Origin of the sequence: Candidatus Poriferisodalis sp. (assembly GCF_965203655.1) — a bacterium.
In the GTDB taxonomy this organism is placed as follows: domain Bacteria; phylum Actinomycetota; class Acidimicrobiia; order Acidimicrobiales; family Poriferisodalaceae; genus Poriferisodalis.
Map to the genome: position 1 here is coordinate 221,615 of NZ_CBDBDD010000005.1, position 20,146 is coordinate 241,760.

Genomic DNA, 20,146 nt, shown 5'->3' on the forward strand with positions numbered 1-20,146 from the left:
CTCATATGACCGACTCCCGTGGCTCGAAGTACTGCTGGAGCTTGTCGCCCACGAAGTTGAGCGCCAGCACGGTGACGAACATGACGATGGCCGGCATCAGGCTGATGTGGGCAGCCACGTCGAGGTTGGTTCGCCCCTTGTTGATCATGTCGCCCCAGGTGGGCGTTGGCGGAGGCACGCTGAGTCCCAAGAACGCCACCGAGCCCTCCACCACGATCAGTCCCGCCATGATGATGAGCGAATAGCTGACCAGCGAGGGGGCGACGTTGGGCAGCACCTCGCGGAACAGCACGCGGCCGTCGCGCGCTCCCAGTGTCTTGGCGGCCAGCACGAAGTCCTGACTCGCCACTGACAGCGTGGCGGCGCGCACCACCCGGGCGATGGGCGCGATCGACAGCAGCACGAAGGTGAACACCAGGATGAAGATGCGCCGCCGGGCCTCGCCGTCGAGGAACAGCACCAGTGCCAAGAAGAGGATCAGCGGCGGGATCACCAGCGAGGCGTTCATCGTGGCCGTGAGCCAGCGATCCACCCGGCCGCTGTAGTAGCCCGACACCATGCCCAGCAGGCCGCCGATCACGAGCGCCAGCACGGTGCCGACGGTCGAGATCACCAGGCTCACCTGCGCTCCGTAGATGACCCGGCTGAATACGTCGCGGCCCACGCCGTCGTTGCCGAACCAGTGCGTCAGGCTGGGCCCCTGCTTGGACGTTCCGGCGAAGGTCTCCGCAGGATCCTTGATGGGAAGGATGTCGGCGAAGACCGCCGCGAACGCCAGCACGGCCAGGTACGCCACCGCTATCAGAAAGAAAACGCCCAAGCGCCGACGCAGGTCGCCGATCCACCGGAACATCATCCCGATCATGCGGACAGGCCACAGCACGAACCCCAGCCGCTTACGCACGGGCGCCCGCCTCCCTGCCGCGCAGCCGCGGGTCCAATGCCAGGTACAGGAAGTCGGACATGGTGAGCACCACGATGTACAGCGTCGAGATCACCAGCACGCCGCCCTGCACGGCGATGAAGTCGCGCTGGGTCACGCCCAGGAAGATGTAGGCGCCCACGCCGGGAATGGTGAAGATGAACTCCACGATCAGCGCTCCGCCGATGAGCAGGCCCACCGTCAGCCCGACCACGGTCAGCAGCGTGAAGCTCGACGGCCGCAGCGCGTGCCGCCACAGGATCCGCCGGGTGGGAAGCCCCTTGCTGCGAGCCAGATCGATGAACGGCAGTCGCAGCGTGGAGATCATGTCCGAGCGGAGCAGGCGCATGAACACCGCCGCCTGGCCCATCGCCAGCGACAGCGACGGCAGCAGCAAGTGCTTGAAGTGCAGCACGACGTTCTCGCCGAAGGGCACATAGCGCGCTGCGGGCAGCGCTCGGAATCCGATCTCGTTGCCGGCCACGCTGAGACCGCCGATGGCTAGGAACAGCACCAGCATGACGGCCAGCACATAGTTCGGCGTGGCCAGGAAACCCAGCATCGCCTGGTTGATGGAGCGGTCGGTCTTGGTTCCCTGCCGGTAGCCGGCCCAGATGCCCAGCGGGATGGCAATGGCCAGGGCGATGACGACCGAATACGCCATGATCTGCAGCGTCGGCGTCATGGAGCGTGAGATGCCGTCGGCGATGTCTTCGCGCAGCACGATCGAGGTTCCGAGGTCGCCGGTCACCACGCCGCCCAGCCAGGTGCCGTAGCGATTGAAGAACGGCTCGTCGAGGCCGAGCTCGGTGCGGACGATCGCGATCTGGTCGGCGGTGGCGGCGGGTCCCAGGATGTTGATGGCGGGATCGCCGGGCAGGCTGGCCATCAGCGCGAACACCACGAACGAGACGCCGACCAGCACGGGGACCACGCTCGCGATGCGGCGCAGCGCGTAGCGCCCGTCGGCCACGGCGGCCCCGACCGTGCCGATGACCACAAGCACCCCGAAGGTCCAGCTGAAGGGGGGTCGCCAGAACCACGCCCAGACGATCGTGGCCAGCAGCGCCGCCGCGACGATGCGACCGAGCTGATCGCGGACAGCCTGCATCACGCCAGCCGCGCCCTGTTGGGGGCTTCACTCTGATCCAGTCTCATTGCAGCGTGCCGATCAGCGAGCAACGCAGCCGCGGCGGCACCGACAACCAATCGGGCAATGAGCCCAAGGCTGTCGGTGCCGCGACGGCTGCTGCCGTGCGCGCACGTCTCAACAATGGTCCTGTGAGGGCTGCTCGGCGGTGCTCAGCCTTGGCAGTTCCCGTCTGTGCACCAGATCTGCGCCAGGTGGTGCTTACCCGAGATCACCGGGAAGGTGCCCTCAGCGTTGTCGGGGATCGGCAGGTCGGTGATGTTCTGCACCCGCGGGTTGGCGATGACGCCCCACAGCGTCCAGTAGGTCCACAGGTTCCAGACGTTCTTGCCGAATGCCCGGTTGACGGCCTCCGCCGCGGCTTTGCGTGCCGCGGGGTCAGGATTGTGCCGGATCACCTGGAACGCAGCGTCGATCTCGGGATCCTGGAAGCGGCCGAAATTCAGCGCAAGCTCGGGCACTCCGGGGTTGACCGGACTGGCCGTCGCCGAACTCCACCAGTACCACTGCTCGGAGGGGTCCACGCCGCCGTGGTTGCGCCAGCCTTGCATCTGGAACACGCCGGCCAGTGCAAGCCCGATGTACTGGCCCTGCTCGATCGGTGCGATCGTCACCGCCAGCTCGGCGCCAAAGGCGTCGGTCCACATCGACGCGATCAGCTCGTTGGACTCCACGTTGAACGCGTCGTTGGTGGTGTTGAACGAGAACGTCACCGGGTTCTGGCCGCTGGCGGCCTTGCACTGCTCGAACTCTGCCCGTGCGGCGTCGAGGTCGTAGGTCGGGAAGCCGGTGTCCTCCAGGTAGCCGATGCTGCCCGGCGGGAACGGACCGTTGGCCACCTGCACCAAGCCTTGGTGCCGCTCGTTGGCGAAGCGCTCGCCGTCGAATGCATGGGCCATCGCCTTGCGGCAGCTCAGATGCACCAGCGGGTTGGACTTCTGCGGATCGGTCGGATGGGTATTGATCCCCAGCGGGTCCATCGGGATGAACTGCCCCTCGTCGGGCGCTCCGTCACCGTCGGCGTCGTAGCCGCCCCTCACGAACGTAAGCACCGGGTTCACACCCGACGCGACGTTGATGAGGTTGTGGCTGGTCTCGCCGAAGTCGTTGGCTTGCAGCAGCACGAAGTCTTCATCGCCCTCGTACTTGGCGATCTCATCGGCGTTCGCCGTGTGGATGATGTCGAACTGGCCAGCTTTCAGGCCGTTCGAACGGCCCTGGATATCCACGGCCACGACGAATTCGATCTCGTCCAGGTACGGCAGGTTCTCGCCCGTGATGCCGTTCTCGCCACGCCAGTAATCCGGGTTGCGCTCGGCGATGAAGCTGTTGCCGTTGCCCGGTGTGTAGCTCACGAACCTGAAGGCGCCCAGCCCGACCGGAGCGGAGGGATCGCCGGTGGCGTTCGCGAGGGCCGCCTCGCGAGCTGCCTCAGGCAGCGGAGATGCCGGCGAGACATACAGCGGGTTGTTCGGCAGCGTCTCCATCCACGCTGGGCTGAACATCTGGCCGCAGACCTCGGCGCGTCCTGCCGGGCCGATGCCAGTTGCCAGCGGCTGGCCAGGGCTGGCCGTTATGGTCACCGTCTGGCCCTCGCCGACGACGTCGTCGATGCCCAGCAGCGCCGGGCCGGTGAGCTGGCTGAGGCGGCACAGGTTGATGTTGTAGGCCACGGCCTCACCGGTCAGCGGCGTCCCGTCGTGGAACTTGATGCCGTCGCGGATCGTGATCGTCCACACCATGTAGTCGTCGCTGTGCTCCTCCGATTCCACCAGCAAGGGCACGATCTCGCCGTCGGCATCGGTGATGTACAGCGAGTCGGTAATGGCCCGGAAGATCATCCTGCAGCTGATGGCGCACGACGTGGCGTAGTGGACGAACGGGTTGGCCGAGTCGGCCTCGATGCCATACACGAGCTTGCCGCCGTGGACTGGGCCAGTCTCGGTTTCGCGGACGTCCTCGCCCGTGGCCTCGCCGGCCTCACGTGCCTCGACGACCTCTTCTTCCTGCTCGGACAGCGTGGTGGAAGGCGCTTCCGCGGCGGCCTCAGTGGTGTCCGGCTCCGCCGGCGCTGCGCCGTCGCCGTCGCCGTCGCCGTCATCCGTACCGCCGCACGCGACGGCGATGAGCGCGAATGCGGCGAGGACGACGCCGATCCTGATGCCGACCGAGCGCCGTGACCCTCGGCGCCGCCTGCTCATGAGTTGATCGGCATGGCGCCGCGATTGACTTGTGTGCATCGTGGATGCTCCTCCCCAATGGCGCCACCGCGGCGCTTAGCGCGCAAACTACTAGCCCCTGAGCGCTCCGATGACCTACCCCGCACGGGTACTCAGGGCCGGTACGGTGCAGCCGGGCCGGTAGCTCAGTGGTCAGAGCAGGCGACTCATAATCGCTGGGTCGTGGGTTCGATCCCCACCCGGCCCACACACGCCGACAGCAACCCCAGACAGGCCGGCGCACTCAGTATCGTTGCCCCGCACGTTCGGGCATGTTCGAGCATTCGTCTGCCCGTTCGGTCCGGGGTAGCTCAGTTGGCAGAGCAGCGGACTGTTAATCCGTTTGTCGTGGGTTCGAGCCCCACCCCCGGAGCACCAACGCCCCGCCATGGGATCACGCTGATCAGCCGTCTGGCTCGAAGACGAGATCGGGAATCACGACTTCCCAGCGGTCGCACTTCAGCTCACTTGCATATTCCGGATCGGATTGCTCCTTGCCCCATGTCGCGATGGCTGAGACGTTCGCTTCAACGCAACGCATGCCGCTCGGGGCTTCGAAACTGCTGGCCAGCACGCCGATGACGAGTCCGCGGCGGTCGAGGATCTCCCATCGGTCATTACGGAGACGCATCTGCAGGGTGTCTCCAGGTGACAGCGCCGCAATGCTGTGATGCACGCGGTCAGCATCGGGCATGCGGCCAGCGAAGCTGAGGTAGACGTCTCGGAGTGTGAGGCTGCGGTATCGGCGGGCCAGTTCCGGCGTGGGCGGCGGCAGTGCGACCGGCGAGCGCCACAGCACGGATGACCTGCCGTCGAGCACATCGAGGAATCCACGCTCACCACGCAGGCGGCACAGAGTCAGCGTTTGCTTGGCTCGGGTCATGGCCACGTAGTACAAGCGCCGTGGCGCGTCGGCATCTTCGGCTTGGCTGATTCGGCTCCACCCTCCGTCGAGCACGACCACGTGATCGAATTCCAGTCCTTTGGCTCGGTGCGCCGTCAGCAGCAACAGTCCTCGCTGCTGGCGCCTCGCGCCCCGGCACCATTCAGCCAGCCACTCGATGAACGACTCTGCTGGCACGTCGGCGCCGCCAGTCTCGATCTCATGCTCCTAGATTGCTTCTGCCAGCAAGTCGGTCCACGGCCCATTCTGTTGGCTGGCGATCCACCGGCGAAGATCGCAGCCGTCGACGAGGCCTCGGCGCTGCCGAACCGTCCGCACTAGAGCTTGCGTCTCGCGCAGGTGCCACAGACTCAGATCGCCTTCGTTGGCGAGTTGCGCCGAGATGCCCAGTTGCTCACAGATGCTGCGGACCGGCTCGAGGTGACTCCACTCGCGAGCGATCACGGCGCAGCGAGTCCAGTCCCAGTCCGGTGCCAACCCTGCCAAGCGCCGCAGCTCGACTATCGCGGCCTGCGCCTGGGTGAAAGAGTCCTCACTCGGGTGCAGTACCTGGACCCTGCCGTTCGCGATCGGGTCGAGCGATTCCCAGTGACCGCCTGGCGGGTCCCCTCGACGGGCACGGTTGATGCGGATCGCGTGACCGGCCTTCATCCTCAATGCCGCTGGTGCGATGACCGCATTGGAGGCGTTGATTATGTGGCCGCTGGAGCGATAATTGTCGACCAGGTAGGCGGGCCTCGCGCTGTAGTCCTCCTCGAAACGGCGGATGAACTCGGGCGAGGTGCCATTGAACGCGTAGATGTTCTGATCGTCATCGCCGACACCGAAGATGGTGAGGCGGGTGTCAGCGTCGGGAGCTGTCCGTCCGGCCAGTGCCGAGATCAGCTCGTATTCGTTGTGACCGATGTCCTGGTATTCATCCACAAGAATCCACCGAAAGCCGGCCAGCAGGCGTACACGTGAGTCCTCCGCTTCGTCCGGTTCAAGTTCGTCGCCTCGCAGCAACGCGATGGCCTTCCTCATCACTTCGCTCAGGAGCTCGTCGAAGCTGCTGTTGCTGGACTGTGCAGCGGCGCCCGAGAAGCTGGTGCCGACCAGTCGCATGGCAAGGGCATGACACGTCAGCACCATTACGCCATTGGCGTCGTCGCCGATCAGCTCATGCAGGCGTCGTCGGATGTCCGCAGCGGCGTGCCGGTTGTAGGCAAGCGCCAAGATGCCCCGCGGATTCTCGCGCCTTGCTCGAACCAAGTACGCGATGCGGTGCACCAGAACTCTGGTCTTGCCCGAGCCCGGGCCGGCGAGTACCAGCACGTTCGTGGCTTCACGGTTGTCTGCCACCAGCGCCCGCTGCCGTGGGTTGGACAGGCTCTCGACGATCGCCTGCCACGATTCCGAGGTTGTCTGCTGGTCGATCTCGCCGCGCCGGCCAGACAGCCAGCGACTCACGAACTCGTCGTCGCCGTAGCTGAAGTAGTCAAGCGCTAGTCGCACCGCGTCGGCCATACGGGCGAGGCCCTGCTCGGCATATTCGGCCATCACGTGGATCTGTCGGACGGAGCGGCCGTAGTGGTGCGCCAGCTCGGCGAAGTCCGACTGCCAGAATCCACGTGTCTCGGGTTCGAGCGTGATGGTCATCGCCGAGCGGAACACTGTCAAGCCTCGATTGAGCCTGACCACCTCCTGCTCGTGCAGCCAGAGCGAGGCCCGCTCCATGAGCCTGCGGTCGGCGTCTTTGGACCCGACTTGGAGACTGGGGTCGGCTCGAAGTGCTGCGTCGATGGCGTGCTGCAGCTTGCACAATGTCGTCTCGACGAGTAGGTCGTTGCCCCGGCTTCCGGCAGGCAGTTCTTCCAGGAGATGTTCCAGCAGCGTGCTGGCAGCTGTCCTTCGACGCCCCGCGATGCCAGCCAATTGATGCCAGCTTCGCCTGAGAGTCACTGACACACTCTCGGGGCCGTGCTTCCTCAGCGAGATACTTCCGCCTGAGCCTCCCGGGCCGATCCCGTCTCGGGCGAGACCCTGCAAAATGCGGGTCACGTGCTCAGGCCGCGCATCGGTGAGCCCGGCATCTTGGAGGTGTTGGGAAGCGGCGCGCAGATTCAGCGGGGCCGATTCGCCGATCCCCATGTCGGGCGCCATTTCGCGCGTCTGCTCGATGAGCTGCCGCTCCATTCCTGCAGCTTCGGTAAGGCGGCCGCGGGAAGCTCGGCGCACTCCGACATGAACGAAGGCAGTGAGGACCGTGTCGTTGGTCGCGAGACCGTACCGTTCGAGGTTGTGAAGTGCAACCGACACCTGGTCCGGGCCGAGCCCAGCCGTCGCCATCAGCATGTCGGTGGAGATGCCCTCATCGGGATCCGCGTCGATCAACTTGCCGACGACCGACAAGAGCGCTCGCCGGTAGGCCGGGTCGAGTTCTGCACCGGAGAGCATTCTCTTGGCTTCTTGCACCGTGCTGACGCGCAGCGACGATGGGAACACCATCACTCGGTTCTCTTCGCGGGCCAGCAATTCCGCTTCCTCCAGCCATGCAACCGCTGTGCGGACGCGGGTGTCGTCGGTCGCCGAGTCGCGCTGGAACTCCTGCGCTTCGTCTTCGATGAGGATCTCGCCCGGCGTGGCAACCACCTCGCCGCGCTTGCCGCCACGCCGATTCAAGGCACGCAGCGCCCGCAGCACGCCGTGAATCTCCCGCCGGGTGAGTCGAGACCTCGCCGACAATCCGAATTGACGCTCTACATCTTCTTTGGTGTAGAGCAGCACGCAGTGGGCCTCTTGCTGGTCCCGGCCGGCCCGGCCCGCTTCTTGCAGGTAGTTCTCCAGAGACGACGGGATGTCCGCGTGGATCACCAATCGCACGTCGGGCTTGTCGATGCCCATCCCGAACGCGTTCGTGGCCGCGATGACCCGAAGCTCGCCTTCGATGAAGTGCTGTTGAACGGTCTTCTTCTCTTCCGGCGGCAGACCGGCGTGGAAGCGATCGGCGGCGACTCCTTGGTCCTTGAGGAAATCGGCGACCTCCTCGGTTCGTCTGCGGGTCGCGCAGTACACGATCGCCCCGCCTGCGGCGCGCTGCGGAAGGTGACGATGCAACGTCGCCAAGATGTCTTGCCGCTTGGCGGGGCTTGACGTCGGCATCACGATGAACTCAAGGTTCGTGCGGCGGCTGCCACCGTCGAACACCTTCATGTCGACACCCAGCTGCTCCCGGAAGTACTCACAGATCTCGGTCTTGACCTCCGGCTTGGCGGTCGCGGTCAAGCACAACACCGGAGGCGTGCGTTCATCCTCGGCTCGCTCGCGAATGAAACGACCCACATACCGGTAGTCAGGCCGAAAGTCGTGGCCCCACTTCGAAAGGCAATGCGCCTCGTCGAGCACCCAGGCCCCGATCTCGCGCTGAGCCAGAGCATTACGAACCGACACGCTCCGCAGCTGCTCGGGGGAGATCAGCAAGATCGCTGCGTCGCCAAGACGCACCCGCTCAAGTGCTTCAACGCGCTCGGGCAGCGACAACAGCCCGTTGACGGTCACACACGAGGTGATCCCCAGCTTCTGGAGGCCTGCTACCTGGTCGGCCATGAGCGCCACCAGCGGAGAGAGCACCACGGTGAGCGCGCCCGTCTTGTCGTAGCGGGACAGTGCCGGAAGCTGGTAACACAGGGACTTTCCGGTGCCCGTCGGCAGGATCGCCAATGCGTCTTCGCCCCCCATGGCGGCTTGGACGATCGCTTGCTGCATCGGCTGATCCGTCTCGGGGAGCGTGGGCTCGGCTCGAAACGCGTCGAAGCCGAACAGGCGCTTGAGCTCCTTGGTGGCGTCGTGGCGGCAGCGACACCAAGCGCAGCGATCATCACTGCAGGCCTCGTCGCGCAAGCGCCTTACAAGCCGTCCCGCCTCGGGAAACTGGTAGCGCACCCATGGCGGCATCACCGAATTCCCGTCTGACACCCAGATCCACGCCATCGCGTATGCGAGCGCCCAACCGTGCTCAGCCGCGTCGCCGACCGCCCAACGCAGCTGCGTCCGACACGTATGGCCGCCTAGTGGGCTTCGGATCGCCTCGCGCGCTGTGGCGACATCAGGTCGTGAAGATCCGCGGATTGCGGAGAAGAATTGATCAAAACCGGCCGAATGCTCCCTGCCGGTTGTGAGCCAGTGCCATGCCGTCAGCAGAGGTGCAGGCGCCTCTGCCAATGCCGACCGTTGATCCGACAGCACCTGAAGTGCGAGCTGCGCATCCAGATAGGGATCGTTGAGGTCACTTCGAACGAGTCGTGCATCCTTGTAGTGCTTGACGAGGCTGTGATACGGGTGGCGCGGGAATGCCAGCGGATTGAGCCACAGCGTGTCCAACGCAGGCAGTGTCAGCAGCTGCAACTCAGGATCCGCGGCCTGCAGCCGAGGCAGGTCGAAGTGGATCAGATTGTGACCGAGGACACAGCTCGCTCCCTCAGCCAGGTTGTCGAGTTCAGCGAGTGCTTGATTGGCCGACTTTGCCGTCCTGGTCCAGATGACTTCGTTGCCGTCATAGGCAATGACGCACTCATCGGGCTGATCGACGGTTCGGCTCTTCTTGGCCCACACCACGCTGTGGCCCGTGTCTGCCCGTACGCCCGCAAGGGCGTAGATGCGGTCGCCGTCACGCGCGACTTCCAGATCCAGCGCAAGAACGCGCGATAGTTCTTCTTCACCGGCGGACATGGTTAGGACATCTTGACCAAATGGGGCCTCGTGCAGGCAATCGCTACCTGCGCACTGCCGTAAACGCAAACTCCGACCAGGCGTTCACGGCGCTGGCGCCATTTCCGACGAGTCGCCTTTCCTAGAGGGAGGTCCCCCTTTGATCCACTTCGCGACGACCTGCGCAGCGCCAACTTGATGCTGAGGGTCACGCAATTCACTATCTCGCGCCCTGAGCCAGAGGAGCCATTCTCGTCGATGGTGGTACCGCTCTTCGTCCGATGCATCTGGCCCAAGAGCAGCGAAGGGAACTTCGGCGCCTTCATTTACTCTGCGAATTGCGTCGACAACGAAGTGGCGCAGCTCATTCGCCACCCGTTCCAGCGCATCGGCCGATGACAGATTATTGCCACCTGCTGTGGCTGAATGTAGGAGAACTCGCACGCTGTCATCGGGCTCGTCGGGTGGTGCGGGCCCGCAGCCCATACCCGACTGGGCAAGGGGCGGCACGACGCCCGTGTCGGTCCTCTTGCGGGCGGCGATGCGCAAGAATGCTTCCTTCCCAGCGTCGCTGGCAAACAGTTCCGGACTGATCAAGGACAGAGCATCGCCTTCGGGGGCCATTGCGGCCTCCAGCAGCTCCCGCTCACGCATGGCTCGGTGCCGATTCGCTTGATCGATTCGCACCTGTACGCGCCTAGCCAGCGGCAGCGCAACAGCCCCGAGCCGGGACTCATACGACGGCTCCCAATCCGCTCCGTACTCGACAGCGAAGTAGTCGTCGCCCGGGTCAGGTGGTGGCGGGGCCTCGAGAGGTGCCGGTCGAGTGGGTGGCGGATGATCTGCCAACCGCCTTCGAGCTTCCGTAACACGGCGGCTCAGATCTTCCACGGTCATGGGTATGCGGCTGGCGATCGGTTCGAGGTCGGTATCGCGAAGCACATCGTCCGGATAGACGGCGAGCACTTCGGCTGCCGCGTCTGCAGCCCGGTCACGCCCGCCGGGACTGTTCAGTTCGGCCCGCCGCAGAATGCGCTCGGCGCGAAAGGCGTGCAGGGGTTGTGCTTCGGTCAGCGCACGGCGCAACGCCGGCGGGTTCGTTGCTGACAGGTCGCCCGGATCGGAACCCGCGGGGAGCGCAGCGACGAAGATGTCAAGCCCGTATTCGCGTTCCCACTGATGCACTCGCTCAGCGGCGGTCTGGCCTGCGGCGTCTGCGTCGAAGGCCAGCACGATGCGCTTGGCGGAGCGTGAGAGCGATTCGGCGTGCTGCTTGGTCAGCGCTGTGCCGCAGGTAGCAACGGCCTCGGCGATCCCAGCGAGGTCGCAGCCGATGACATCGGTGTATCCCTCGCACACCACGATCCGGTCCGCTTTGCGTGCGGGCTGCTTCGCAAGGTTCAAGCCGTAAAGCACCCTGCTCTTGTCGTATACGTCGGTGACAGCCGTGTTCTTGTACTTCGGGCCCTTCGGCGTTGGCTCGTTCGGCCGGGGCAGCAGGCGGCCGGCAAAGCTCACCACCCGGCCGCTGGCATCGCAGATCGGGAACATGATTCGGTCCCTGAAGAAATCGGACCCTGCGCCTGCGTATTCGGTTCCTGCACCGCTAGACGCGTTGGCAGGCTCAAATTCCTCCTCGGAGTCTGCTCGGACGCCATGAGACGGTTCACTCGTGTTCCGTGCGTCCGCATAGGCCAGCCCGGCCGCCACAATCTGCCTTGTTGGCGCACCAAGGTGCCGGCACAACTCCTCCCGCAGTGGCGGCGCGTAGCCCAATCTCCATTTCACGACAGTCTCGCGGTCGTAGCCCCGCCGTCGCAGGTAGGCGCGCGCTTCACCCGCATCGGGACTACTCATCAGGCGCTCGTGATAGAAGCGGGCGGCGCGCTCGAGCAGGTCCAGAAGCTCCTTGCGGCGCTGGTTGGCGCGCTGCGCACTGGGAGCGTCGTAGGTGAGCTCGATGTTCGCTGCTGCCGCGAGCTGCTCGACTGCGTCGGCGAAGTCGAGGTGCTCAGTTTCACGCAAGAAGGTGATGGCATCGCCCGAGGCTTTGCAGCCGAAGCAGTAGTAGAAGCCCTTTGCAGGGTCGACGCTGAACGACGGTGTTTTCTCGGTGTGGAACGGGCACAGCCCCACATGGCGGCTGCCGACACGCTTCAGGCTCACCCGGCGGCCGATGAGCGCGACAAGATCGGTCGCTTCGCGCACACGCTGCACGTCGGAGTCCCGAATACTCATCTGATGATGACGCTAGTGAGCGCCTGTGACACGTTCGGGCGATGGAGGTGACCACGGCCGAGCAACATGATCTGTTAGCTCCGCTTGAACGTGCACGTCCGATCGTTGAGCACAAGCTCGAAGAGGCTGAGGAAGTCCATACCCAGCAGCACGTCGAAGTTGGGCGGCGCTGGCGGCGGCAGTTGCCACACGGAAAGTTGCCGACCGTGCGGGACCACCTGGCCGTGTCCCGGGTCGAGTTCGCTGCCCAGCCAGAGCCAGAACGCGGGTGTCGACTGGGCAGAGCTGCCAATTCCACCTACGTCGAGGTACTCAACTGGGTTCCCCGCAAATTCCACCGCGTTGATGACGCGCTCAGACACGGCTGATTTTTGGCTTCCCGTGTCAACGAGCCCCAAGAATCGACGGCCCTGGGCCTCGGGAGTGGCGGCGACGAGCGTCTCGGTCAGAACCTGCCGGTTCTGAACGGCCACTGTCAGTCCATTCAACGCTCCTGGCCCACCATGGGCAGGCTCACGAAGATGGGCTGAGCGCCGATCTCTTCGAACGAGAACTCGCCCGGCCCGTACTGCGTGATGCCAACTGAGTAGGCGGACTCTCTGTCCTCGTAGACACCGACCACGTCACCGTTGTGCAGGAGGGCGATCTTTCCGAAGTGGTCGGCCTCCATCTGCTCACGATGGAAGCGCTGGTAGGCGTCATGGTTTGACAGCGCTTGGGAAGGCATACGCAGCTCCGCGTCGGGCACATGCCGACATCCACACCTTGGCACAGCTGCCCTCCCGACGCACGACAATTTCTTGTACCGATGGGGACGGATTCTCGGGTTGCTGGCGCACGATTTCTCGCTGCAGCACAATGCAATGTCGTCCTCAGGTCGCCCTTGGCCGCTGCCTACGCGGTAAGCAGCGCCTGGGCGGCGGCGAGGCGTGCGATGGGCACGCGGTAGGGCGAGCAGGACACGTAGTCCAGCCCTGCTTGCACAACGAAATCGATGCTGTCCGGGTCGCCGCCGTGCTCGCCGCAGATGCCGGCACGCAGGCTTGGATTGGCTGCGCGCCCTCGCACCAGGGCAATGCGCACGAGCTCGCCGACGCCGGCTCGGTCCAGCCCGGTGAACGGATCGGTCTCCAGCAGTCCGTCCGCGATGTAGGGCGCTATGACTTGCGCCGCCGTGTCATCGCGGCTGAAGCCGAACGTCATCTGGGTGAGGTCGTTGGTGCCGAAGCTGGCGAACGATACGCCGGTTGCCAACTGGCCAGCGATGAGACAGGCGCGGGGCGTTTCGATCATGGTGCCGATCGGCGGTGTCCCGCCGGCATCTGCGCCTTCCCACGCTGAACGTACGGCGTTGACCGCGGCCGTCAGCTCGGCAGCGGTAGACACGAGGGGCACCATGATCTCGACGCGGGGATCGCCACCTGCGGCACGGCAATCGGACACGGCGCCTGCGAGCGCCTCCACCTGCGCGGCATAGAGCTCGGGGCGGAGCAAACCCAGCCGCACGCCGCGCACGCCGAGCATCGGGTTGTGCTCGTGCCACTGTGCGGCTTCGTCGGGATCTGCGCCGGCAAGGAACTCGTGCATGGGCGCATCGAGCAGCCGGACGGTGACCGCCAGCCCGTCCATGGCCGACAGCAGCTCCCGAAAATCTGCTCGCTGGGCCGCTGCAAGCTCGTCGACATGCTCGTCGTGGCCTCGCAGCACGACGTGCTGGACGATCTCCAGCCGGTCCGGCTCCAAGAACATGTGCTCGGTGCGGCACAGCCCGATGCCCTGCGCCCCGAGCGCCCGCGCCGTCGTCGCATCAGCCGCCGTGTCCGCGTTGGCCAGCACGGCGAACCGGCCGGCCGCGACCTGATCCGCCCAATCGAGCACCTCAGCGATCTCCGCCGGGAGGGCAGAGACCGGCCCCGAGCCTTCCCCGACCTCGCCGACAGCCGACCCGGCGATCGCACGGTCTCCCAGCGTCACCTCGCCGGTAGACCCATCGATCGAGATCGGCGTGCCGTTTGCGATGCGCCGCTCGCCGACAACGAAGCTGTCAGCTTCGACCGTGATCTCGCGGGCGTCGCACACGGCGGGAATGCCCCAGCCCCGTGCCACCACCGCAGCGTGGCTCGCCATGCCGCCCCGAGAAGTCAGGATCCCCGCCGACAGACCCATCGCAGCCACATCGGCGGGCGTTGTTTCGGTGGCAACCAGGATCACCGTGCTGCCTGCCGCGGCGAAATCCAGCGCAACGTCCGAGCCGACCGCCACAAGCCCCGATGCTGCGCCCGGCGACGCCGCCAGACCGGTCGTCAGCACCGCTCCGCCACCGCCCGTGAACGTCGGGTGCAGAGCCGCGGTCAGCTCCTCAAAGCTGAGTTCGTCCACGGCCTGCTGCTGGCGAGCGCTCAGCCCCGCTCGCGAGCGTGCGCTGCTCGGATCACCCAGCTGCTGGGCCGCCATTACTTGCCGCTCTTGTTCCCGAATTCAATTGGACACGGGCTCACGGGCCGCTCGGGCCACGGCTTCGCCTGCCGGCGCAGCCTCCGTGCTTCCGCCATGGCGCTCAGAGATCCAGGCGGTCGGTCAGATGTTCGACCAGAGCGCCGATCGGCACACGGTCCTGGGCCATCGTGTCGCGGTCTCGCACGGTCACGCAGCGGTCGTCGATGGAGTCGAAATCGACGGTCACGCACAGCGGCGTGCCGATCTCGTCTTGGCGGCGGTAGCGGCGCCCGATGGCCTGGGTTTCGTCGTAGTCGCACATCCAGTGCGGTTGGCACAGCCCGAGCACCTCGGTTGCCAGCCCGGGGAGCGGCTCTTTGCGTGACAGCGGCAGCACCGCAACCTTGTACGGCGCCAGGCGCGGGTGCAGTCCCAGCACCGTTCGGACTTCGTCGTTGACGGTCTCGGTGCGGTACGCAGCGAGCAGGAACGCCATGAGCGCTCGCGTCGCGCCGGCCGCGGGCTCGATGACGTGCGGCACGTACCGTTCGCCGCTGGCCTGGTCGAAGTACTCCAGCTTCTGACCCGAGTGCTCGGCGTGCTGGCGCAGGTCGTAGTCGCCGCGGTTGGCGATGCCCTCCAGCTCGCCCCAGCCCCACGGGAACAGAAACTCAACATCGCTGGTGCCGCTGGAGTAGTGGCTGAGCTCGTCGGCGTCATGGGCTCGCAGGCGCAGTTGGTTGGTGGGAATCCCCAAGTCGGCGTACCACTCGAGCCGCTCGGCCAGCCAGTACTCGTACCACTGCGGGGCGTCGTCTGGCGGCACGAAGAACTCCAGCTCCATCTGCTCGAACTCGCGGGTGCGGAACACGAAGTTCCCCGGGGTGATCTCGTTGCGGAACGACTTGCCGACCTGAGCGATGCCGAACGGCGGGCGCTTGCGGCTCGTCTCGAGGATGTTCTTGAAGTTGACGAACATGCCCTGGGCGGTCTCGGGCCGCAGGTACACCTCGGCACCGGCGCCCTCGACCGGCCCCGCCTGAGTGCGGAACATCAGGTTGAACGCCCGCGCCTCGGTGAACGTGCCGCGTCGGCCGCACGTAGGGCACACGTCCGGGTCGTCGAGCTGGTCCTGGCGGTGGCGGGTGTTGCAATAGGTGCAGTCGACCAGCGGGTCGGTGAAGTTCTTGAGGTGCCCCGAGGCCTCCCATATCTGGGGCGGGCCCAGGATGGACGCGTCCAGGCCCACGACGTCGCTGCGCAACTGGACCATCGAGCGCCACCACGCATCCTTCACGTTGCGCAGGAGCTGAACACCGATCGGGCCGTAGTCGTAGGCGCTGCGGAAACCGCCGTAGATCTCGGCGGAGCCGAAGACGATGCCGCGGCGCTTGCACAGATTGACGATCTTGTCGAACAGCGCGGGATCGGTGTCCGGCTGTTCGGCTTCGGCGCCGGAGGTACTCGTCACGGGCGGCAAGGGTACTGACGGGCTGCCGAGGCATAGGGGCGAATTTCGCCAAGCGGACGCCGCGGCGGCTGCACGCCCCCATGAGGACGCTCATTAGGATCAAGGCCATGAGGCTGCGTGACACGACAGTGGTCTGCCTGTGTGCGTTCCTCGGGATAACGGTGCTGTTCTTGCCGCTGCCGGTGTTGAACGGGCCGTATGAGGATCTTCGCGAGGGCGAGGTCGACTGGACCTGCTCGACCCCGCTGCTGAGCCTGGCCCCGCCCGACGTGGACATTGACGAGGTGCGGGATGCAGTCGCCGATGCCCGAGCGACGGAACTCGCCAGCGGCCAGCGCTATGTCCCGCCTGAGAGCCGCCATCCGTTGTGCGGCAGCTTGGCTCGCACGCAGGTCGTGCTGGCCCTGCTCGCCTTGGCCGGGGCATTCTGGCGTGGCCGCAGGTGGTGGCGCTCAACCGCTGGCACACGTGCAGAAAAGCGCTTCAAGCGGCTCCACGAGAGCGTCAACAACCCCCAGGGCGGCCCCCGGATCTTCCGCTAGACGGCTCAGCCGAGCAGGTCCGTGCTCCGCAGGCGCCGGACTGAGTTCCCTGGGACCGGCGCCAGCCTGAGCCTCAGCCGAGCAGGTCCGTGCTCCGCAGGCGCCGGTCCGTGTGGTACTCCCACATGCGAGTAACGACGGCCGCGGCTTCGTGGGAGTCTGCCGATGGCGGCGCTCCGAGAACTGCGTTGACCTGCCCGGACATGATCGAGCGCAACAGCTCAAGCGCACCGGGCGACAGCGGGCGGCCTCGCCGATGGGTCTCACAGGTCACGCCGCCGAGCGCCGGATCGAACGCCACCATGGCGCCGCCGTCGCAGCCGGTGCCCACAACGCACTCGTCGAGCATCGGAGCGGTGCCCTCATGAGCCAAGAGGCGCAGAAGGAATGCCGGCAGCAGCATCTCGGCACCCCCACGGTCAAGGCGGCCCAGCGCCCCCACCAGCATCTGGTACGGCACCGGGTCCTCGCCGCGGTCGTGCACGATCTGATCGACTGCCTCGGCCAGCGACATCGCAGTGCCCAGACGGCCGAGATCGTCACGCAGGCTCCCCCAGCGGTCCAGCGTCAGCGCGCCGGTCACGATGTCGAGCTCGCCGCGCCCCCGGTACAGATGCAGGTCGACATGCCGCAGCGGCTCGACATGACCGGCCAGCTTGCTTCGAGTGCGCCGCGCTCCCTTTGCGACCGCACGAACCTTGCCGTGCCCCGAGGTGATGATCGTGACGATCCGGTCGGCTTCGCCGAGCTTGATCGTGCGGAGCACGACTCCTCGATCCCGGTACTGCATTTGGGGGGACACCCCCTCGTCATCGTGCCTCAATGCCGGCGAGCGCCGGACTGACGCCCTGGTCGCCCGACCTCAGCGGTTCAGGCCCCCGAATCGCCGGTCACGCGCTTGGTACTTGCAGATTGCGTCGAACAAGTCCTCCCGCCGGAAGTCCGGCCAGAGGGTGTCGGTGAACACCAGCTCGCTGTAGGCCATCTGCCACAGCAGGAAGTTCGACAGCCGGTTCTCGCCTGAGGTCCGGATCATGAGGTCGACCTCGGGCATCTCGGCGTCGTAGAGATGCTTGACGAGCGCAGCCTCGTCGACCTCGTCTGCAGGGATGCCGGCGCGCACCAGACCGGCCGCAGCGTCGACGATCTCCGCCCTGCCGCCGTAGTTGAACGCCACCGTGAAGGTGAGGCCCGTGTTGGCCGCTGTCAGCTCGACGGCCTCGTCGATGCGTGCCCGCACTCGACGCGGGATACGGGCGTCAGGCCGGCCGACGAAGCGGATCCGCACGTCTTTCTCGTGCAGCTCATGGCTGCGACGCACCAGCAACGACTCGTTGAAGCCCATGAGGAAGCGCACCTCGGACGGCGGGCGACGCCAGTTCTCGGTGCTGAACGCGTACACGGTGAGCCATGGCAAGCCGATCTCGGCCGCACCCTCGACGGTGTCGATCAGGGCTTCCTCGCCCGCAGCATGGCCTTCGGTGCGCGGCAGCCCGCGCGCCTGCGCCCAGCGCCCGTTGCCGTCCATCACACAGGCCACGTGAGTCGGCAGACACGACACGTCGATTCCCGCACCTCGCTTCACACTGCGCAGGGTAGAACCAGAGCGCGAAAGGAGGGAGGCAGATGTCCGACGAACCATGGGATCTTGCCCCTGCAGCCGACGCCGACGATGCCGCTGCGGCACTCGGCGAGGTCATCGCAGGGCTTCCCGGCGGCGGTGAGCGGCGCGACGGCCAAGCCGAGATGGCAGCCGCGGTGGGTGAGGCGATGGGCGGCGGGGGCACGCTGCTATGCCAGGCGGGCACGGGTGTGGGCAAGTCGCTCGCCTACCTGATTCCTGCCGCGCTCGCTGCCGCTGGCGGCAAGCGCATCGTGATCGCCACCGCGACCCTGGCGCTGCAGGATCAGCTCGTCGGCAAGGACCTTCCGCTCGTGGCTGCCGGGATGAGCGAACGACTCGGACGCCCCGTCCGCTGGGAAGTCCTCAAGGGTCGCAACAACTACCTCTGCCGCCATCGCTTCGGCGAGCACGCCCAGCAGCAGTTCGAGCTCGAGGGCGGTGTCGCGACCGCCGCAGAGCTGGCCAGGCGGCAGCAACTCGCCGAGATCGAGCAATGGGTGCCCAGAACGCGTACCGGCGACCGTTCGGAGCTGGTGGTCGCGCCCGACGCGCGCGTGTGGTCGTCAGTGTCGGTGACCAGCACCGAGTGCATCGGCGCCGACCGTTGCCCCGAAGGTCACCGCTGCTTTGCCGAGGATGCCCGGGCCCGCTCAGCGAGGGCCGGGATCGTGGTCACCAACCAGCATCTGTACTGCATCGACCTGTTCGGCGACGGCTACCTGTTCGGGCCGCACGACGCCGTCGTCTTCGACGAGGCCCACCAGCTCGAACCTGTCGTCACCCAAGTGGCCGGATTCGAGATCACACCCGCGGGTTTCACGCGACTGGCCACCGAAGCGCGGGCGGTGGGGGCCGCGGGCACAACTGCGGATGCCGTCGCTGATGTGTCGAACCGTCTGGCCGAGGAGCTCGGCCCTCTGCGCGACACGCGCTTGGGGGCGATCACCGGTGACCTGGCCAGCCTGCTCGAAGCCGCCGACAGCAGGGTCGCCGATCTTGCTACGGAGCTGCGGTCGACGGACAATGACGACGCAGCGGATCTGGAACGACTGCGCGTCGGGCGGCTCGCAGCGGAGTCGCTCAACGCGTTGCGAACTGCGCTGGACCCTCCGCAGGGAACGGTCATCCTGGTCGAAGGCCGCGGCCGGCTCCGCCTCGCCCCGCTCGATGTGGGAGACCTGCTCGCAAGCCGGCTGTGGGGACGGCAATCGTCAATTCTCACCAGCGCGACGCTCGGCCCGCACGTCGTCGGGCGACTCGGCGTGCCCACTGCTGACCACACGTATCTCTCGGTGGACAGCCCGTTCGACTACCGCGCAAACGCGCTGCTGTACTGCGCCCGGCATCTGCCCGCACCCACCTCCGATGCCTACCGGGCAGCGGCGGTCGACGAGTTGGCGGAACTCGTCACCGCTGTGGGCGGGCGCACGCTCGCACTGTTCACAAGCTGGCGAGCGCTCAATGACACGGCGGATGCGCTCACCGAACGATTCAGCGGCATCCGGGTATTGCGCCAGGGAGGCGAACTGTCCAACGCTGCACTGCTCGACGCGCTCGGCGACGATGCCGCGACGGTGGTGTGCGGCACGATGAGCTTCTGGCAGGGCGTGGACGTCGCCGGACCGGCCCTGTCACTGCTGGCGATCGACCGTCTCCCGTTCACGCGGCCCAACGAGCCGCTCGCGGCAGCCCGGCGAGAGGCCGCCGGCAGCGATGCCTTCATGACCGTCGACGTGCCGAACGCGGCAGACATGCTGGCCCAGGGTGTGGGCCGGCTGATCCGCACAACTGCTGATCGCGGGGTGGTGGCGGTGCTCGACTCGCGGCTCGCAACTGCCGGCTACCGATCGCGCCTGCTCGATCCCCTGCCGCCTATGCGCCGCAGCGTCGATCAGGCCGAAGCGATCGAATTCCTCGCTTCCATCCGGGCTCAGCAGATCACCCGAAGCTGAGC

General features: G+C 66.2%; 14 protein-coding genes and 2 tRNA genes. 4 read left to right on the plus strand and 12 right to left on the minus strand.

From position 1 onward, the window contains the following. Position 1 precedes the first annotated feature (1 nt). From ACOGW9_RS05350 to ACOGW9_RS05360, 3 genes are all read right to left on the minus strand, one after another. The gene (locus tag ACOGW9_RS05350; RefSeq protein ID WP_419909091.1) at positions 2-904 is read right to left on the minus strand and encodes an ABC transporter permease; all 903 of its coding nucleotides are present in this window, start codon (positions 902-904) and stop codon (positions 2-4) included. Further along, positions 897-2,033: an ABC transporter permease gene (locus ACOGW9_RS05355; RefSeq protein ID WP_419909093.1), complete on the minus strand. Its 1,137-nt coding sequence runs from the start codon at positions 2,031-2,033 to the stop codon at positions 897-899. The genes ACOGW9_RS05350 and ACOGW9_RS05355 overlap by 8 nt, the downstream gene beginning before the upstream one ends. Before the next feature lie 191 nt (positions 2,034-2,224). Next, positions 2,225-4,273, minus strand: coding sequence for an ABC transporter substrate-binding protein (locus ACOGW9_RS05360; RefSeq protein WP_419909094.1), 2,049 nt, complete (start codon positions 4,271-4,273; stop codon positions 2,225-2,227). Between the two features lie 153 nt (positions 4,274-4,426). On the opposite strand from ACOGW9_RS05360, the gene ACOGW9_RS05365 reads away from it, so the two are divergent. Both ACOGW9_RS05365 and ACOGW9_RS05370 read left to right on the plus strand, forming a co-directional pair. Further along, positions 4,427-4,499, plus strand: a tRNA-Ile gene (locus tag ACOGW9_RS05365). 92 nt (positions 4,500-4,591) lie between these two features. Next, positions 4,592-4,664, plus strand: a tRNA-Asn gene (locus ACOGW9_RS05370). A 30-nt stretch (positions 4,665-4,694) separates the two neighbouring features. Here ACOGW9_RS05370 and ACOGW9_RS05375 read toward each other — a convergent pair. The 7 genes from ACOGW9_RS05375 to ACOGW9_RS05405 all read right to left on the minus strand — a co-directional run bounded on the left by ACOGW9_RS05375 (position 4,695) and on the right by ACOGW9_RS05405 (position 16,026). Next, on the minus strand, positions 4,695-5,372 hold the full coding sequence (locus ACOGW9_RS05375) for a 3'-5' exonuclease (protein WP_419909096.1): 678 nt from the start codon (positions 5,370-5,372) through the stop codon (positions 4,695-4,697). A 30-nt stretch (positions 5,373-5,402) separates the two neighbouring features. Continuing rightward, on the minus strand, positions 5,403-9,902 hold the full coding sequence (locus tag ACOGW9_RS05380; RefSeq protein WP_419909098.1) for a RecQ family ATP-dependent DNA helicase: 4,500 nt from the start codon (positions 9,900-9,902) through the stop codon (positions 5,403-5,405). Between the two features lie 84 nt (positions 9,903-9,986). Next, positions 9,987-12,119 carry a DNA primase gene (gene dnaG, locus ACOGW9_RS05385; protein ID WP_419909100.1) on the minus strand — a complete coding sequence of 711 codons (2,133 nt, stop codon included), beginning with the start codon at positions 12,117-12,119 and terminating at the stop codon, positions 9,987-9,989. A 74-nt stretch (positions 12,120-12,193) separates the two neighbouring features. After that, positions 12,194-12,592: a hypothetical protein gene (locus ACOGW9_RS05390; RefSeq protein WP_419909102.1), complete on the minus strand. Its 399-nt coding sequence runs from the start codon at positions 12,590-12,592 to the stop codon at positions 12,194-12,196. An 11-nt stretch (positions 12,593-12,603) separates the two neighbouring features. Beyond that, a complete protein-coding gene (locus ACOGW9_RS05395; RefSeq protein WP_419909104.1) occupies positions 12,604-12,867 on the minus strand; it encodes a hypothetical protein in 264 nt (87 codons plus the stop codon). A 146-nt stretch (positions 12,868-13,013) separates the two neighbouring features. Continuing rightward, the gene (locus tag ACOGW9_RS05400) at positions 13,014-14,498 is read right to left on the minus strand and encodes a putative PEP-binding protein (RefSeq protein ID WP_419909106.1); all 1,485 of its coding nucleotides are present in this window, start codon (positions 14,496-14,498) and stop codon (positions 13,014-13,016) included. 178 nt (positions 14,499-14,676) lie between these two features. After that, a complete protein-coding gene (locus tag ACOGW9_RS05405; RefSeq protein WP_419909108.1) occupies positions 14,677-16,026 on the minus strand; it encodes a glycine--tRNA ligase in 1,350 nt (449 codons plus the stop codon). A gap of 107 nt (positions 16,027-16,133) precedes the next feature. Here ACOGW9_RS05405 and ACOGW9_RS05410 point away from each other — a divergent pair, with 107 nt between their 5' ends. Then, the gene (locus tag ACOGW9_RS05410) at positions 16,134-16,568 is read left to right on the plus strand and encodes a hypothetical protein (RefSeq protein WP_419909110.1); all 435 of its coding nucleotides are present in this window, start codon (positions 16,134-16,136) and stop codon (positions 16,566-16,568) included. Between the two features lie 73 nt (positions 16,569-16,641). Here ACOGW9_RS05410 and recO read toward each other — a convergent pair whose 3' ends face one another. Together recO and uppS are read right to left on the minus strand one after the other, a co-directional pair. Continuing rightward, positions 16,642-17,358, minus strand: a complete 717-nt coding sequence (gene recO / locus ACOGW9_RS05415) for a DNA repair protein RecO (RefSeq protein ID WP_419909325.1) — start codon at positions 17,356-17,358, stop codon at positions 16,642-16,644. Positions 17,359-17,430: 72 nt separating this feature from the next. After that, positions 17,431-18,153 (minus strand): polyprenyl diphosphate synthase, encoded by a 723-nt coding sequence (gene uppS / locus ACOGW9_RS05420; RefSeq protein WP_419909112.1) that lies wholly within the window; start codon positions 18,151-18,153, stop codon positions 17,431-17,433. Between the two features lie 41 nt (positions 18,154-18,194). Between uppS and ACOGW9_RS05425 the strand changes: the two genes are divergently transcribed. Then, complete coding sequence (locus tag ACOGW9_RS05425) at positions 18,195-20,144, plus strand: ATP-dependent DNA helicase (RefSeq protein ID WP_419909114.1); 1,950 nt, start codon at positions 18,195-18,197, stop codon at positions 20,142-20,144. The last annotated feature ends 2 nt before the right edge of the window (positions 20,145-20,146 follow it).